This window comes from Ferruginibacter sp. (genome assembly GCF_031391665.1).
Lineage (GTDB): Bacteria > Bacteroidota > Bacteroidia > Chitinophagales > Chitinophagaceae > Ferruginibacter.
In genome coordinates, this window is the sequence record NZ_JANMUN010000262.1 from 1 (window position 1) to 17,669 (window position 17,669).

General features: G+C 34.9%; 16 protein-coding genes. 6 read left to right on the forward strand and 10 right to left on the reverse strand.

Annotated features, from left to right (window positions below; translation table 11 throughout):
- Positions 1-2,356: PKD domain-containing protein (locus ACY651_RS20240; RefSeq protein WP_462255335.1), on the forward strand; the 2,356-nt coding region annotated here is incomplete at its 5' end.
- 163 nt (positions 2,357-2,519) lie between these two features.
- Here ACY651_RS20240 and ACY651_RS20245 read toward each other — a convergent pair.
- The 7 genes from ACY651_RS20245 to ACY651_RS20275 form a co-directional block, all read right to left on the reverse strand.
- Positions 2,520-3,011: a hypothetical protein gene (locus tag ACY651_RS20245; RefSeq protein ID WP_462255336.1), complete on the reverse strand. Its 492-nt coding sequence runs from the start codon at positions 3,009-3,011 to the stop codon at positions 2,520-2,522.
- Positions 3,012-3,112: 101 nt separating this feature from the next.
- Entirely contained in the window at positions 3,113-3,370 is a 258-nt protein-coding gene (locus ACY651_RS20250; RefSeq protein WP_462255337.1) for an acyl-CoA-binding protein, read from the reverse strand.
- A 385-nt stretch (positions 3,371-3,755) separates the two neighbouring features.
- Positions 3,756-5,198 (reverse strand): T9SS type A sorting domain-containing protein, encoded by a 1,443-nt coding sequence (locus ACY651_RS20255; RefSeq protein WP_462255338.1) that lies wholly within the window; start codon positions 5,196-5,198, stop codon positions 3,756-3,758.
- 48 nt (positions 5,199-5,246) lie between these two features.
- On the reverse strand, positions 5,247-7,532 hold the full coding sequence (locus ACY651_RS20260) for a beta strand repeat-containing protein (protein WP_462255339.1): 2,286 nt from the start codon (positions 7,530-7,532) through the stop codon (positions 5,247-5,249).
- Between the two features lie 87 nt (positions 7,533-7,619).
- The gene (locus ACY651_RS20265; protein ID WP_462255340.1) at positions 7,620-8,222 is read right to left on the reverse strand and encodes a hypothetical protein; all 603 of its coding nucleotides are present in this window, start codon (positions 8,220-8,222) and stop codon (positions 7,620-7,622) included.
- Positions 8,173-8,763, reverse strand: coding sequence for a hypothetical protein (locus ACY651_RS20270; protein ID WP_462255341.1), 591 nt, complete (start codon positions 8,761-8,763; stop codon positions 8,173-8,175). Before ACY651_RS20270 ends, ACY651_RS20265 begins: the two co-directional genes overlap by 50 nt.
- A 220-nt stretch (positions 8,764-8,983) precedes the next feature.
- The gene (locus ACY651_RS20275; RefSeq protein WP_462255342.1) at positions 8,984-9,610 is read right to left on the reverse strand and encodes a response regulator; all 627 of its coding nucleotides are present in this window, start codon (positions 9,608-9,610) and stop codon (positions 8,984-8,986) included.
- A gap of 220 nt (positions 9,611-9,830) precedes the next feature.
- On the opposite strand from ACY651_RS20275, the gene ACY651_RS20280 reads away from it, so the two are divergent.
- Positions 9,831-12,113, forward strand: a complete 2,283-nt coding sequence (locus ACY651_RS20280) for a PAS domain S-box protein (RefSeq protein WP_462255343.1) — start codon at positions 9,831-9,833, stop codon at positions 12,111-12,113.
- On the opposite strand, the gene ACY651_RS20285 is transcribed toward ACY651_RS20280, so the two are convergent.
- Both ACY651_RS20285 and ACY651_RS20290 read right to left on the reverse strand, forming a co-directional pair.
- The gene (locus ACY651_RS20285) at positions 12,110-12,427 is read right to left on the reverse strand and encodes a hypothetical protein (RefSeq protein WP_462255344.1); all 318 of its coding nucleotides are present in this window, start codon (positions 12,425-12,427) and stop codon (positions 12,110-12,112) included. The genes ACY651_RS20280 and ACY651_RS20285 overlap by 4 nt on opposite strands.
- Positions 12,428-12,573: 146 nt before the next feature.
- Positions 12,574-12,789, reverse strand: a complete 216-nt coding sequence (locus ACY651_RS20290) for a hypothetical protein (protein WP_462255345.1) — start codon at positions 12,787-12,789, stop codon at positions 12,574-12,576.
- 88 nt (positions 12,790-12,877) lie between these two features.
- Between ACY651_RS20290 and ACY651_RS20295 the strand changes: the two genes are divergently transcribed.
- From ACY651_RS20295 to ligD, 4 genes are all read left to right on the forward strand, one after another.
- Positions 12,878-14,098 (forward strand): DNA topoisomerase IB, encoded by a 1,221-nt coding sequence (locus tag ACY651_RS20295; RefSeq protein ID WP_462255346.1) that lies wholly within the window; start codon positions 12,878-12,880, stop codon positions 14,096-14,098.
- A 67-nt stretch (positions 14,099-14,165) separates the two neighbouring features.
- Positions 14,166-14,942: a non-homologous end joining protein Ku gene (gene ku, locus ACY651_RS20300; protein WP_462255348.1), complete on the forward strand. Its 777-nt coding sequence runs from the start codon at positions 14,166-14,168 to the stop codon at positions 14,940-14,942.
- Positions 14,943-15,536, forward strand: coding sequence for a DNA polymerase ligase N-terminal domain-containing protein (locus ACY651_RS20305; protein ID WP_462255349.1), 594 nt, complete (start codon positions 14,943-14,945; stop codon positions 15,534-15,536).
- 2 nt (positions 15,537-15,538) lie between these two features.
- The gene (ligD, locus tag ACY651_RS20310; protein WP_462255351.1) at positions 15,539-17,437 is read left to right on the forward strand and encodes a DNA ligase D; all 1,899 of its coding nucleotides are present in this window, start codon (positions 15,539-15,541) and stop codon (positions 17,435-17,437) included.
- A gap of 8 nt (positions 17,438-17,445) precedes the next feature.
- On the opposite strand, the gene ACY651_RS20315 is transcribed toward ligD, so the two are convergent.
- Positions 17,446-17,669 (reverse strand): response regulator (locus ACY651_RS20315; RefSeq protein WP_462255352.1); only part of this gene is annotated, 224 nt, incomplete at its 5' end.

Sequence of the window (17,669 nt, forward strand, 5' to 3'; positions counted from 1 at the left end):
AACTGCACCTCCTTTTCAACATGCTTATGCAGGGCCGGGAAGTTATACTGTTGCATTAAAAATTACAGATAGTAAGGGTTGTATAGATTCTATAATAAATGCAAGTCCAATTATTATTTCAAAACCTGTTGCAGCTTTTTCTACTACCGATACATTATCGTGCCCAACAAAACCAATTACTTTTATCAATACATCAACCGGTCCATCATTAATTTATAATTGGAATTTTGGAGATGGTAATACCAGCTCTTCAGCAAATCCAGTACACAGTTATGCTGCCGATGGCGTTTACACAATTAAATTATTTATTACCGACCAATATGGTTGTACAGATTCTTTAATTCATCCCAACTATGTTACCATTTTATCGCCGCATGCAAATTTTATTATGAGTGATTCGTTGGGAACATGCCCGCCTTTATTCATCAGCTTTACCAATACTTCACAAAATTTTACTTCTGTAAACTGGGATTTTGGTGACGGCACTTCCACACAAACCGATAATCCATCGCACTTTTATAATGTACCAGGAATATATTTTGCAAAGCTTATCATTACAAGCCCGGGTGGTTGTATTGATACCATACAAAAACAAATTACTGTACGTGGTCCGCAGGGAACATTTACTTACGGGCCAATAGTTGGCTGTAAACCACTAACCGTAAATTTTATTGCCAACACTCAGGACAGGCTTTCATTTATCTGGGATTTTAATGATGGCACTACTCTTTCAACAACGGACTCTGTTGTTTCCTATACTTACACCATACCCGGTATTTATTTACCCAAAATGATTTTGGTTGATCCCGGAGGATGTGTTGTACCAATATTGGGGCCTGATACCATTTCGGTAAATGGTGTAATTACAGATTTTGGTTTTATCAATCAAACTTATTGCGATGCAGCTTCCGTTTCGTTTTCCGATTCATCTTTAAGCAATGACATTATTACAACTTATGCATGGGATTTTGGAGATGGCAATACCTCTTCTTTACAAAACCCCACACATTTTTATGCAACTGCCGGTTTATATTACCCGCAGTTAATAGTTACCACACAAACTGGTTGTGCCGATACTGCCAGGAGTGCAGTACCCGTAAAAATTGTTGCATCGCCGCAGGCAAATATTGCCAGTACTGCAAACGGCTGTACACCACTAACGGTTAACTTTAACGGACAATTATTTATTGCCGATACCTCTGCAATAAGCTGGAACTGGGATTTAGGAAATGGCAACACATCTAACTTACAAAATCCGCCAGCACAGATTTATACCGTTGCCGGAACTTATGGCATACAGCTTATTGCCGCTAACAGCAGCGGTTGTAAAGACACCGTTAATAAATCTGTTGATGCCTTTTTAGTACCCACAATTGATGCAGGCGCAGATACACTTGTTTGCAGGGGTAAAACTATTACACTTAATGCAACAGGCGCATCAAGTTATACATGGACACCGGCTACAGGATTAAGTTGTATCAATTGTGCAAGGCCGGTTGCCCAACCAGATTCGGTAACTAATTATATTGTAGAAGGAAGAACAGCACAGGGTTGCATTAACAAAGACAGTATAATGGTACATGTAAAACAACCATTTGCTATGACTAACAGTATTGGTGACACTTTATGCAAAGGAAGTGCTGTAAGATTATTTGCAGGTGGGGCAGCAAGTTATGTATGGAGCCCGGCAACAGGTTTAAACAGCACCACCATTGCAACACCTTTAGCAAGCCCGTCCACAACAACTACATACAAAGTTATTGGTACAGATGATAAAGCATGCTTTAAAGATACCGGCTATGTAACTGTAAAAGTTTATCCGATACCAACAGTGGAAGCAGGTGTTGATAAAACAATTAATGTAGGACAATCTATTGAACTTATACCTGTAGTTTCTGCCGATGTGAGTACTGCAATATGGACACCCACACAAAGCATTGTACAAAATAATTTTCCAGGTGTAACAGTTAAGCCAAGAGAAACTACACAATACACCGTTGAAGTTAGAAATGCCGGTGGTTGTAAAACGAGAGACCATGTAACAGTTTTTGTTGTATGCAATGGCGCAAATATATTTATACCAAATACCTTCTCCCCTAACGGCGATGGTAACAATGATATTTTTTACCCGAGAGGTACAGGTTTATTCAGCATAAAAACATTACGCATATTCAGCCGCTGGGGCGAAGTAGTGTTTGAGAAAAACGGTTTTTCGCCTAACGATGCTGCTGCAGGATGGAACGGTACATTTAAAGGATTAAAACAAAACCCAGATGTATTTGTTTATACGGTTGATATACTGTGCGATAACAGTACGATACTAACGCTGAAGGGAAATGTGGCGCTGATACAGTAGAAAAAATTTATTTTATTAAATAGAAAAAATGCCGGTTTTATGTCGGCATTTTTTTATTAATTAATAATATTAAAGGCTATAGTTATTTTTGGTAATTTAACAATACAGATACTCCTTCGCTGTGAGTCATTTCCGCAAGCATTAATAACAAATCTGAAGAAGATTAGAAATAAAAAGATTTAACAAAAGCTTCATTCTTACTTTTTATCTTAATAATACTCATAGAAGTATAAGTTCCGTGCATTAATTCTGACCGAGTTGCAGTCCTTGTTTTTTCAAATAATTCTTGCTCTGATTTCCCTATATACTCTTTCAGCTTTGTATGTAAAAGTCTGCTCTCAATTGTAGTATCATTTTTAAATTTATACCCATTTTCCATTGTAGTAAATAAATATTCTTTTGTTTTACAATTATATAATCCATACTCATGCCAGAGGTGGCCATATCTCTCATATAAAAGCAAACTATCTTCTTTACTTACATGATTTAATAAACTTTTATATAACCATATATTAACCCTATTAGTGTCATTCTCCTTAAAATTATTATTTACTCCATTAGAAAAATTTTGCCTGATAATAGTATTCGATTTATTACCACAGCCTTGGCAAAAAAAAATAGCAGCAATAATATAGAATGACATTAAAGATCTCATAACATTATTTGGGTATTATTAATTTACTAATAGAAGTATGTATTGAAAATACATTTCATGAAATGTACTTATGGGTTCAATCCTTTTTTTTATTACAAACCTCACCCTTTCAACTTTTCCACCAACGCCACATACTCCTCCATCGCAGCTTCTTTGGTTTTTCCTTTTATTGATGACCAGGCTTCGTATTTTGCTTTACCAACAAAATCAAAAGGGTTGGTGGGTGCCTCGGTGTTTACATCACCTTCAGTTCCCTGTTTGTACAAAGAATACAGTTGCAGTAAAGTTTCGTTATCGGGTTTGGCAGGTAAGTTTTTACTGTCGGCTGAGGCTTTTTCAAATTGTTCTTTTAACTCCATAAAATGTATTTTTTTACGAAGCTACTTTTTTTAGGGCAAAAAAACAGGTGCAAATATATTTTGGTGCATTTAAAATTATTGTTAAGCATTTGGCCATGCTGCAAATTTTACTGAAGAAAAAATAAGAAAATGAGTTGTCGCAGAGTGAATCCTGAGCAAAGTCGAAGGGCTCAGCGTAAACTCTGCCATCTCATTTTCTCAGCGTTGAAAAAAAAACGCCGGGTAAACGAAGAAAAGTTGCATGATAATTCTATTTTAAATTTTTAAACATTAATTTTTAATTAGCAATGGGCTAAAATAAAAAGAGCAGGGATTAGAAAACCCCCGCTGTGCTGTACTATTCCATTAAAACTGCTTTTAAAAAAAGCTATGCAGAAAGAATTTATTAGTCTTTTAAAATATTTTTTTGTAAAATATTCTCGCCATTTGTTACTACTAGCATATACATACCCGATGATAAGTAGTTTTGTAAATTAATGGTGTAAATGCCTTCGTTTCTTATATCCAGTTTACCCATTTGCACAATTTGCCCGGCATTATTTGTAAGTGTATAAGTATAAGTACCTTTTATTGCTGCAGCTGCATAAATATCAATCTTTTCAGTAACCGGATTTTTAATTACATAAAAATCTTTGCGGTCGTTTACAGCTTGTGCAATAACCACTATACCGGAATATAAAACTTCGCCATTATTATTTACACAACGTAAGCGGTAATACACTTTGTTTTGCATAGCCGAAACGTCTTCATAAGCATATAATTCATTGCCTCCATTATTTTTGGCTGCCTGCACATTAATAGTCGTAAAATTCACTGCATCATTACTGCGTTGCAACTGGTATTGCTTTACATCTGTTTCGTTATTAATTGTCCAGTTAAGTTTGTTGTAAGTTCCGTTACGTTTTCCGTTAAAGCTAACAATGTTAAGAGGTAATACATAAGCAACACTGCCAAGGGTAAACGTATTATTAAATGCCGATACGCTGTTTGATGTAACCGAACCTGTAGTTGCTGTGTTACCAGTACCGGTGCCGCCTATACTTGCCCAAAAACTGTTATTGTAATAGGCAGCCCTTATATTTGAAGTAAGCACCTGCGGCACGGGCACTTTACTATGATCCCAATTCATTGCGACCCTTGCACTGCCACCGCTTATTTTATTAATCGTCCAGTATTCATTTACATCTACTAATACCAAAGGAGGAAAAAGACTGCTGGTGTTTGGCGTTGGCCCATCAAAATATTTTACATTAAACTCACCTGTTGTTGTAATGTTGATTAATGCAATGGTTCTTTCGTAAGTTCCGTTGCCCACAGGAAAAACAAAATCGCTGTTGCCGTTTTTTTTCACCCATCCATTTACATGTTTATTATCGTTATCACCGGTATAAGATGCGCCTGATTCATAAATCATAAAATTGGGTGCGGCAGATGTAGTGATAAGCCCGGCTGCGTAAGTATGAAGCCCGCCTGCACTAAGGTTATTATTTAAAGTAAAGCCTGTGCTGTTATTGGTAACAAGATTAAATGTTTTAAAAGTTTGAGACCCTGCAACAGTTTGCGTAGCAGTGCCATTTAAATACAAAGTTCCTGTACCTGTTGCCATTGCCGGCTGGTTGTTGGTAATATTCTGGCTTACATACAGGCTGCCATTATTAGTAAGTGCAGCACCTGATGCATTGTTAAGCGATCCATTGATAAAAACTATATCAGAAGACATGCTGATGAAAGCAATGCCATTATTTTGAACTACCACTTGTGCCATTAAACAGCAGTTAATAAAAAAATGTAAAGCCAGGCATAAAAATGTTACGATTAATGTTTTCATAGTTTTAAATATTAACAGGCTCAATAAAAATCTGCGTTATTAATTATTTTATAAAATAAACCAGCTTGTACCGTTAGATTGTATCCTTACAGTTTCGTATTGTGTGGTAAGTGCACGGGTGGCAGCGCCATCAATAGTTTCAGCGGCGTTAGGGTCAATAGTTACGTTGTTTAATGCTGCTGAAATTTTCTTAATTATATAAAGCCTGCCCTGGCAACCGGCTGCTGCCGGAAGTGTAATGGTAACAGCGCCTGCATTATTAATGATAAGTGTATGATCGCTTGCAGTAGCAGTATATGCACCAGTTTTTGTACTTATGGGTAATGCCTGGCTGCCTGCAATATGTAATACCGATGTGGGTGTAATAATTCCTACTCCAACATTTCCTGTACCATCAATACGCATTCTTTCAGCCGCATTTGCCTGTGTTGCGTTTGGTGTGGTAAAAAATATAATTGGCTTGTTATTTCCTAAATTGCCAATGGTAAGATCGTTGCCTGCTCCATACAAATACGTATTGTTAATGCCATTTAAAACTGGTACCGAAGTATTATTATAACCGCTGGAATTGACACCCATATCTACATAATTAACCGTCTCAGAGCCATTGTCGGCTGTGGCAACAAGATCTGAGCTGGCACTTGTACCTGTAGATCTGTTTTGCACATTTATCTGAAGGTAGTTATCAATACTTCCTTTTCCCGTCATCAAATTGTATGAACTGGTAATCCCTGCATCTATTAATAATTTTTCTGGATTAGTGGGATTGAAAGCATTAGAACCTACTGACATTCTACCACTTTGCAACCGCATTATTTCCGACATACCATTTAAATAATGATAGCTTTTAAACAGAATGGGTTCATCACCATCGTCGCCAATAATAAATTCAAACCCACCGTTATTACTGGTACCTGTTGATCCAAATTCAAAATAATCCGTACCTGCAGAACTTCCTTTCACCCTAAAATTACCATTAACATCTGTAAACATTTTGGGTTTGTAAAATGATGCATTGGGTGCTTCAAACTGCAAAGCAGATCGTACATAAGTAACTTTTTCATTGTTATCATCATAGTCAGTAAATCCCTGTGTAAGCCCCAGTGTTTGACGGCGGCCAAATTCCAAATAAGATTGCCCGTTAGATTTCAGGATCATTTGCTTATCATCTGTAGTTCCTAAAAAATTTGTTGCCGGGTTAGTACCAGTATTGCCTCCTGTTGACCATGCATTTGCAGTTGAAGCCGCCGCACTTATTTTTCTGATAATACCGTTATTGATAGTAACCACACTGTCAGTATTTGTCCCAGTTTGTACACCACTTAAAAACAAAGGGTTACTTGCAGCCGTTACATGTAATTTATATGCAGGGTTGGTTATTCCAATACCAACGTTTCCGCTACCATCAATACGCATTCTTTCATTAGTTGATTGTGTTGTACCACCAGTCATAAATACTAAAGACTTGGAAGCAGAGCCTGTGCCCACCAGCATATTTTGGCCGATATTATATAAATAGGCATCATTTGCTGCTCCCATGATACCGCTTGTATTACTGCCCCCATTTATACCCATATCAACATAATTAGTGGTTTCGCTGCCATTATTTGCAGTAGCCACCACATCGGATGATGAGCTTGTACCAGCAGAGTTATTCTGAATATTTAATTGCAGGTAACTGTCAATAGTACCTTTGCCTACAATAGCATTTACTGAAGTGGTTGTACCGGCATCTACCAATAATTTTTCAGGGTTGGTACCATTAAAAGTTGAAGTACCTATCCCTAAACTACCAGTATTGGTAAGCCGCATTTTTTCGGTATTGTTTGTAATAAAAGGAAGGGAATGGTTGCTGATAGTTCCAATTGATTTTTGAGAAGCGAGTGAATTACCATTTTGTGTCCAGCTGACACCCGAACCACCGGGTAAACTCTGTGCCGAAACATGCCAGTTAGCACCGTTACTGATCAGCGTAATGGTTTCGTTAGCTGAAGTAAGGGTCCAGGAACCAGCACCGTCAATTGTTTGGGCCGACGTAGTGGCAATGGTAACAACTGGTGTTGGGCCAGTAGTACTTGCATTTTTTATCATATAACTTCTGCCATCGCAACCTACTGCCGTGGGCAGTGTTACTGTGGCCGCACTACTGCCAGTAAATACTAAAAGATTGTCGGTAACAGATGCTGATGTATTTGACGTAAAACCTCTGTAGTTGGTTGCCACAGAACCTTTCACATCTAAGGTAGAATTAGGGGTAACAGTTCCAACACCAAACTGGGCGTAAGAAAGCAGGGCAATAAAAAATGCCGCAAGCGTAAAGATTAATTTTTTCATAAAATAGATGTTAAGGGTTTGGCTGATTCATAGTTATGGAGCACAGGAAATAGTTTTTGTTTCCTGCATGTTTAAAATTTTTAATTATTACCATTCGGCATTTACTCCAATTACAACGTTTCTGTTTTTATTTAACGGGTTAAAAATATAAACCGGTATCGTAATCTTTTTTATAATGAAGCCTGCTAAAATTCCGTACTCCGATACAAATTTTGTTTTATACACTTGCGTTTGCTGTGTACTAACACCGGTATAAAACCATGACTTTGGTTGAATGGCCAGTTCTGTCCAGTTAAAAAAGAAATTATTATTAATATCATCTTTACTAATTGTGTATTGGTTTTGTGTTGAAATAAATATTTTCTTATACTCTATATCCATGTTCATTGCCGCAGATCCTCCATTAAAATTTCCGAAAACCATCCCCAGCATTGGTGTAACTGAAAAGTTTATTTTTCCTTCCTGTCTAAAATTTTTTCCTATGTAAACTGATGCGGTTTTAAGTTCTTCGTAATTATACCTCAGCTCCGTATAAACGCCGTTTTTACCCTGATGATGCAATACCGGCATCCATACATAAGCCTGGCCGCTGCCGAAAAAATTATAATTTTCAATACCAGATTTGCTTTGTGCTGCAGTATTATGCTGCATCATAATGCTCCAAATGATGATTAACAAGTTCTTCTTCACTTTCTACAATTTTTAATTTTGCATTTTGCAATTTGTCAAGCATTAATATTTCTTTAAGAAAAGGGTTCCAGTAAAATATCAGGCGCTCAATTGGTTTCCAAAGCACTACCCAGCTAAATACATCAATAGCATTGCTGAACATGGAATGAATACGATGATCCTGACCGAATAAATTGGGAAGAATACCCTGGCAAAACATTACCACCAATATGCTTATACAAAGCAGGATATAATTTTTCTTTTTGAATTTATGAAACTCAACTTCTTTGAGCATTTTTTTTATTTGAAAATGGCGGCGTATTGTTCTCATCAAAGGTTCTACCATAAACCGCATACTGCCCGATTCGCTGCAAAAAACTTTGTAATCAATAACTGTATGTCTGCCGGCGCAGGCTACTGAATCGTTAAGATAATTTTGAAATTCCTGGCCAAGCTGCCTTCTTTCCAATCTTGCCGGGTCGTGTGGGTTAAAATAATCCCTGATACTGTTTTCATCTACATTAAGATAGATGCTGATCTTTCGGGTGGAGGATTTAATCATAAAAGTTTTTGAATTAGGATATTGTTATTAGTTGGCTAATCGATACACCAAATAATATTATGACTGTAAAAATCAATAATTAAATAATAATAAAATGTAGACTTATCTACAAATCTTATGTAGAAAAGTTTCTATTATTTTTTTTTAAATTAATGACTGTACACCAAAAAATTGGGCAGAAATTGAAGAAAGAATAAAAGGAAATCTATTTTTTTACTAATTAAACTTTATAAACTGTAGCCAGTTCTTTTAGTTCCAGTATATTGGTTACGCTTAGTTTTTCAAACAAACGGGCTTTGTGAGTACCCACGGTTGAAACCTGGATATTTAGTATTTGGGATATGTCGCTTACTGTTTTACCATTTAAAAGCAATGCCACAATTTCAAACTCCCGGGGGGAAAGTTTATTAAAAGGATTATCCGTTCGCCCTGCAATGGAATCTTCGGCAATTTTATAGGCCAAGGTTTCGCTAATATATTTTCTGTCGTTAAGCACCAGGTTAATGGCTTTAATTATTTCTTCCAGCGGCGATTCTTTAGATACAAACCCATAGGCACCTGCCTTCATAAACCTCTTGGCATAAGTATTTTCTGCATTTACAGAAAAGATAAGCACTTTAGCTTCTGGATACCTTACATGTATATATTCCATTAAACCAAATGTATCTGTTTTGGGCATCTGGATGTCCATCATTATTAAATCGAAGGTATTTTCTTTTAATTTTTGGGTTGCAGTGTCCCCGTCAAAAGCTTCGTGAATATCAGCAGACTTATATATTTCAGAAAGAAGGAGCTTCATTCCAGAGCGAACTATAACGTGGTCATCTATAATTAAAAATTTTTTCAAAGCAAGTACGATTTAGTGTTATAAGGTAACTAAAGATAGAAAAATTTCTACAAAAAATAAGTTTTATTGCCATTTTTTAAAAATTAGAGAAAATATAACTTGCGAATATTATTAAAGCATTTTTTTTGTAACTTGTTTTTAACCATTTTACCTGTAAAAGCAAAAAATATTATGTTTTTACTATACCCCTAAAGCAATATCTGCATAATATAGGTCTGTAATGAATAACACTAATGCAATTTCAACTTCTGTTGGTGACGTTTTCGAATACTCACTTGACCCAAGCGAAGAAACGCATAAAATACTTACTGAAAATTCATTAATTGCGTTTTTCATAACCATACCCGGCGAAAATGGATGCATTGTAGAAAGTAATGAAGCTGCCAGTAAATTATTTGGTTATACTGCTGAAGAGTTTAAGGTAATTCGCCGGCAGGATATTATTGACTACACCGACATCAATTTTCTGGAAGCTTTAAAATACCGGGATAAAAATGGTTTTTTAAAAACAATTACAACAGGAATAAAAAAGAATGGTGAGCATTTTCCTGTAGAAATTTTTTCTGCCATTTTTATTAATTCCCAGGGAGAGCAAAGAACCAGTACCTTAATTACCAATTTAAGCGAACAAAAAAAATCGGCGTGGGAGCTAAAGCAGGTTTTAGCCAGCATAACCGATGGGTTTTTTTCGGTTGATTTTAACTGGAGAGTTAAATACTGGAACAGGGAAGTAGAGAAAATATCGGGCATAAAAAAAGAAGAAATTACCGGAAAAATTTTTTGGGATTTTTATAAGGGATCAAAAAAAAATCTATCTTATTTTAAACATAAAAAAGCACTTGAGAATAAAATATCCGTTCATTTTGAAGAATTTTATGAGCCTGCTAATGTTTGGCTGGAGATAAATATCTATCCTTCAGAAACTGGTTGCTCTATTTTTTTTAAGGATGTTACAGAAACTAAACGGTTAACAGAATTAGAAAGAATTGAAAAGGAATTTTTAGAAAGTACTGCAGCATACAACAGTAAAATTGAAAACAATCTATCCCATTATCTGAAGGAAATAGAAAAAATTCACCCCGGCATGCTATGCTCTGTTTTAAAATTACAGAACAATAGTTTATACAATTGGGCGGCCCCGTCTTTACCTCAAGAATACAGCAGAGTAATTGAAGGTGCTGTAATTGGAGAAAATACAGGCTCCTGCGGTACTGCTGCTTTTAAAAAACAAAAAGTAATTGTTGCCGATATTGAAAATGATATAAGATGGGCAGATTATAAAGAATATGCTCTTACTGCCGGTTTACGGTCGTGCTGGTCTTTTCCCATAATAAATTCAAAAAATGTGGTACTGGGTACCTTTGCCATTTATTATAAAGAGATAAAAACACCCACAAAAGAAGAAGAAAAAACCATTGAAAGGGCAAAGAATATCTTAACCATTATTCTTGAACATAAAATATCCGAAGAATTATTAAAAGCATCAGAAGAGAGTTACCGGTATTTATTTAATAATAATCCATCGAGCATTATAATTTGGGATATTAATGATTTAAAAATTATTGAAGTAAATGAAGCTGCTGAGCAGCTGTACGGCTATCCAAGAGAAGAATTTTTACGCCTTACCATACCCGATATTCATCCTAAAGAAGAATCTATCTTTTTTTTAGAGTTATTTCAGGAAGTTAAAAGCGATTCGTTCACAAAAAAAACATTGCAGCGCCATCACAAAACTAAAACAGGGTCTTCTGTTGTTTTAGAAATATCATCGCACATTATAAATTACAATGGTAAAAAAGCAGTACTTACTTTGGGTAATGATATTACTGAAAAAATAAAATTGGAAAGCAGCCTGGTAGAAGTAAGAAAATTAAGGGAGCAACAGATTACAGATGCAGTAATTATGGGCCAGGAAAAAGAACGCATTGAAATTGGTGAAGAACTGCATGAAAATATTAACCAGATAGTGGCTACAATAAAACTATACCTGGAATTTACCCTTACACAAAATAAACTTAACCCCGAACTTATAACTGAAAGTAAATTACTTACCGAAAGGGTAATGGCAGCTATAAAAAAACTTACCAATGCATTAATACCCCCAGCGCTTGAAGAAATCGGTTTGCTCCAGGCAGTAAACGACCTGGTGGACAGCATGAAGCTGGTAAATCCTTTTACTATTGAAACAAAATGGAAAAATTTTAACGAAGGCCTGTTAAATAAAAAAATAAAACTTACTATTTTTAGAATTGTACAGGAACAATTAAATAATATTATTAAACATGCAAACGCTTCAAAAGTTGAAATAAGTATTGCTAAAATAGGAGATGAAATTTACCTGAGTATTAAAGACGATGGCGTTGGTTTTGATACAGCTAAAAAACGAACAGGAGTAGGTTTAAAAAATATAAAAAGCAGATCAGAGGTAAGCAACGGAAAGGTTAGTATTGAATCTAAAAAAGGTAAAGGTTGTTCAATTACAGTTGTTTTTACTTTGCCTTAATTCAGTCTTTCCCAAACAATTTCGCCAATAAGATTTTTATCTTTATCAATTACTACATAGGCCACATAAGCGATTTTTTCAAGCCTGTTAGCCAGTTCCTTCAAAGCAAATTTATCAGTGCGGCTTAAAACAGTTTTTTCATCAGGATGAAGCACTGTTTTAACTTCTACGATAATATTTTCGATTGATCCTTTTGCATGAATATCTGCTACATCAGCTTTAAATTTGTCTATCACAATATTTGAATACCCATTTTCAATAAGCCAATTCTCTAAATGTTTAAGACCCTCATCCGAAATTTCGTTGGTATCCATATTTGACGTCTTGTGGTGATTAAAGGTCAAATATAGGTGATAATGTCAAACTACCAAGTAATTTTACGTTTATTTTACAGTAATTTCCACATGTAGTTTTTTAGGTTGCTTCCAACTTAAAAAGGTTAAATGATTAAGTTGTGGCTCTAAAATGAAGGTCTTGTATTAGCAGATACGCTTTCTATCCATGTTTTAATATGCTCTTTAGTTCGGCCCATTTTTACTGAAAGCCTTTCTAGTAATTCCTCTCCCCTTTCAGGTTCATAAATTAAGTCTTCATCAGAAAGTTCGCTGTTTACTTCTTTAAGTAACTCTTTTACTTCCGTCCATGGTGCCTGTAAAGCTAAAATAAAATTTCCCATTTTTTATAATCAGCAATAATTGCTCCAGCCACTATTCAATTGCACTACCAAATAGCAAAAAACTAAAAAAGGAAATTATTTCTACAAAATGAGCGTAAGTGTGTATGCTGTGCCGCATGAAATGAATAGCCCCGGCACTTTTATGTTTTTCCCATATCAGTTCGATTTGGCACAAAATTTAAACTTATTAACTGCTTTACAAATTTTTAATGATTCTATTATGACAACGCCTGTTGAAGAAATAATAAAAATTCCCAGAAAAAAAATTAAAGATATCAGCAGAGATCCCGAAAAAACTGCAAAGGCAATTAATCTTTTGTATGTGCAGGATTCGCAGGAAGGTATTAAAAGATTAAAAAAAGGGAAAAATCTTTTTTATACCCTTAAAGATAAAAAAGTAACCGATAGCACCACATTGCAAAGAATAAAAAGCCTGGTAATACCGCCAGCCTGGGAAAATGTTTGGATATGCACCTCGGCAAACGGCCATTTGCAAGCTACAGGCATTGATGCAAAAAAAAGAAAACAATATAAATACCATCCTTTATGGAACACTTTACGTAACCATACAAAATATTACCGCTTGCTGGAGTTTGCCAGGGTTTTACCTGCAATAAGGATACAACTTGAAAAAGACCTTTCCCTGGAGGGTTTGGCGGCAGAAAAAATTTTAGCACTGATTGTAAGCCTTATTGAAAAAACAAACATAAGGATAGGTAATAATTTTTATGAAAAAATTTATGGCTCGTTTGGATTAACAACATTAAAAAACAGGCATGTAGAAATTAAAGGTAATGAACTGCATTTTTTCTTTAAAGGTAAAAAAGGGATAGAGCATAAGATTACTTTAAAAAGTAAAAAACTTGCTGCTCTGGTAAAAAAATGCAGAGACATTCCGGGAAAAGAACTTTTTCAATACTATGATGAGGCCGGCTTAAAAAAGCCTATTGATTCCGGTATGGTAAATGAATATATAAAAAAGATAAGCGGCGGAGATTATAGTGCGAAAGATTTTAGAACATGGGCCGGCTCTTTAAATGCTTTTATTGCTTTTAAAGAACTTGGCATACCGGAAACAGATGCAGAGCGCAAAAAAAATACGCTGCAGGTGCTTAATACAGTATCAAAACATTTAGGCAATACACCTAATGTTTGCAAAAAATATTATATCCATCCTGCCATCTTATCGGTGTATGAAAACAAATTGGCAAAAAAATATTTTGATCAAACACAATATCAAAAAGGCAATGATAAAAACAATCTTAAGGCCGAAGAAGCCACTATGATAAAAATTTTACAGGCCAACTAAAAAAATATTTCTGACGATGAACATTTTAAAAATAGATATTCTTCAATTCATTATAAAAAAATAAATTATGAAAGCATTATGGACGGGTACAATAGGTTTTGGGCTGGTAAATATCCCGGTAAAATTATTTAGTGCTACCCAGGCAAGCGAACTTGATCTTGATATGCTGGATAAAAAAGATTTAGCCCATATCCGTTTTATGAGAGTAAATGAAAAAACCGGAAAAGAAATTAAATGGGAAAATATTGTAAAAGGCTATTTACTCAATAATAAATATGTGGTGCTAAGCGATAAAGATTTTGAAACCGCAGCGGCAGTTAAAACAAAAGTTATTGAAATAAGTGATTTTGTATTGCAGGAAGAAATAGACAGTATTTATTATGAAACACCTTACTACCTGGTGCCTGAAAAATCGGGAGTAAGGGCTTACGCATTATTAAGAGAAGCATTACATAAAACCGGCAAAGCAGGTATTGCAACATTTGTAATGCGCAATAAAGAAGCTTTGGCAATTTTAAGGGTTTCGGATAATGTAATTATTCTAAATAAAATTCGGTTTGAAGAAGAAATAAGAAACACAAAAGAACTGAGCCTGCCTGCAAAAGCTGCTATAAAGCCCGGCGAACTTAAAATGGCGGTAAGTTTAATTAATCAATTATCGGGTAAATTTAATATCAGTAAATACAAAGACAATTATTCTTCTCAATTATTAAAATTAATAAAGGCAAAAAGTAAAGGTGCAAAAATTAATGCCCCTCATCTTAAAGTGGTACACAATAAAACTAAAGACCTTATGTCGCAATTAAAAGCAAGCCTGCAAACAAAAAATAAAAAAGCATCTTAAATGAGCCTGCTTAAATATAAATCAAAAAGAAATTTTTCCTCTTCTCCTGAACCGGAGGGAATTGTAAAGAAAAAAAAATCTTCTTTATCTTTTGTTGTACAAAGACATAAGGCATCACGGCTGCATTACGATTTCAGGCTGGAGATAGATGGTGTTTTAAAAAGCTGGGCAGTACCTAAAGGCCCATCAATGAACCCAAATGATAAAAGATTAGCAATGATGGTGGAAGATCATCCTTATTCTTATAAAGATTTTAAAGGCGTAATACCATCGGGCTATGGTGCAGGTATTGTAGAGATATGGGATAAAGGAGAATATACAGATATAGAAAGATCTGGTAAAAATATTGATGAAAAAAAATTGAAAGCAGGTTTAAAATCGGGCAGTTTAAAATTTATACTTGAAGGAAAAAAATTAAAAGGAGAATTTGCACTGGTAAAATTAAAAAGCGATCAGGAAAATGCCTGGCTGTTGATTAAGCATAATGATAAATATGCTGTTGATACAAAATATAACAGCGAAAACGAAACAGCATCCACATCACCCATAAATAAATGGCTTGCTGCCAATGTAAAAACTAAAAAAAAACTTTAGTATTGAAAAGAAGATCACCTAAAAAAAAGCTGGACAATTTTATACTCCCCATGCTTGCAAAAGAAACAGATGCCGCTTTTGATGATAAAGAATGGTTGTTTGAAATTAAATGGGATGGTTACAGAGCTATTAGCGAAATAAAGAATGGAGGAGTTAAATTATATTCCCGTAACGGACTTAGTTTTGACAATGCTTATCCCACAATTTTTAATGCCCTAAAAAAAATATCTCATAATGCAGTACTGGATGGAGAGATAGTAGTGCTTAATAAAGATGGCAAATCAAACTTTCAGCAATTACAGCATTATGAAGAAAATAATGCAGTACAGCTTTATTACTATGTGTTTGATATTTTAATGCTTAATGGAAAAAACGTTTGCGAATTACCACTTACTGAAAGAAAAAAATTACTTAAAAAACTTATAAAAAAAAATGATACCATTAAATATTCGGACCATGTAACAGGTACAGGTAAAGCGTTATTTAATATTGCTGTAAAGAAAGGCCTGGAGGGAATAATGGCTAAAAAAGCAAATAGCAAATACCATAAAGGAATAAGAACTGCCGACTGGTTAAAAATAAAACAGCATAAATCAACCGAAGTTATTATTACAGGTTACACTCAACCCACAGGATCCAGAAAATATTTTGGGGCCCTGGTGCTGGCATTAAAAGATAAAAAAGATTTAAAATATGCAGGCCATACAGGTTCTGGTTTCAGCGAAGCATTATTAAAAGAAATTTACAATAAACTGCAACCTCTAAAAACTTCTGTATCGCCTTTTAATGAAGCAGTAAAAACAAATATGCCGGTAACGTGGGTAAAACCAAAATATATTGCCGAAGTTAAATTTACTGAATGGACGGGTGATGGAAAAATGCGTCATCCGATTTTTTTACGGATGAGAGAAGATAAAAAAACAAAAGAAATTGTTATGAAAAAAACAGTAATAAAAAAATCATCGAAGAAAGCTGTAATAACTGATAACGACAAAAACGGAGAGTTGATCATTGATAAGATAAAAGTAAAAATCACCAATCGAAATAAAATTTACTGGCCTAAAAAAAATATTACAAAAGGCATGATGATAGATTATTATCAATCGATGGCCGGATATATTTTGCCTTATCTTAAAGACAGACCTGAATCTTTAAAAAGAAACCCCAATGGAATTATTGATAAAGGCTTTTATCATAAAGATGCCGGTGATGATGCACCTGCGTGGGTAAAAAGTATCCCTTTACATTCTGCTTCGGCCAATAAAGATATTGACTATATAATTTGTAACAATAAAGCCACGCTTGCCTACCTTAATAATTTAGGTTGTATCGAATTAAACCCATGGAGTTCTACCATTAAATCGCCTGATAAACCTGACTACATTATAATTGATATTGATCCTTCTCCAAAAAATAATTTTGAGCAGGTAATTGAAACTGCAATTGTTTTTAAAGAAATTTTAGATAAAGCAGGTGCCCGATCTTTTTGCAAAACTTCGGGTGCCACCGGGCTGCATATTTATATTCCCGCCGGTAAAAAATATACTTATGAACAGGGGCGGCATTTTGCAGAAATACTTTGCACTTTGGCAAACGGGCAACTACCCAAATTTACAAGCATGGAACGAAATTTAAAAAAAAGAGGTAATAAAATTTACCTCGATTATTTACAAAACAGCAAAGGGCAAACTGTAGCTGCTCCCTATAGCCTGAGGCCAGTTGAAGGCGCCACAGTTTCTACGCCACTGCTTTGGAAAGAAGTTAAACCCGGTTTGCATCCTTCTGCATTCGATATATTTTCTGTACCAAAAAGAGTAAAAAAAATAAAAGATATTTTTACAGATGTGCTTGCAAATGGAATTGACCTGGAAAAGTGTATTGATAAATTGCAAAAAAGTTAAAGGACGTATTATTTCCAGCTACGGTTAATAATTTGATACAGCGCCTGCGAAAGTTCATCAAACCGGCTGGGTTTTTGAAAAAAGAAAACAGCACCTAACTGCATAGTTTCTTCAATGTCCTTTTTATCGGAAGAAGTAGAATAAATAATTACGGGAATATTTTGGAGTGTACGATCCTTTTTTATTTCGGCAAGGCATTGCTTACCATTCATCCGGGGCATATTCAAATCTA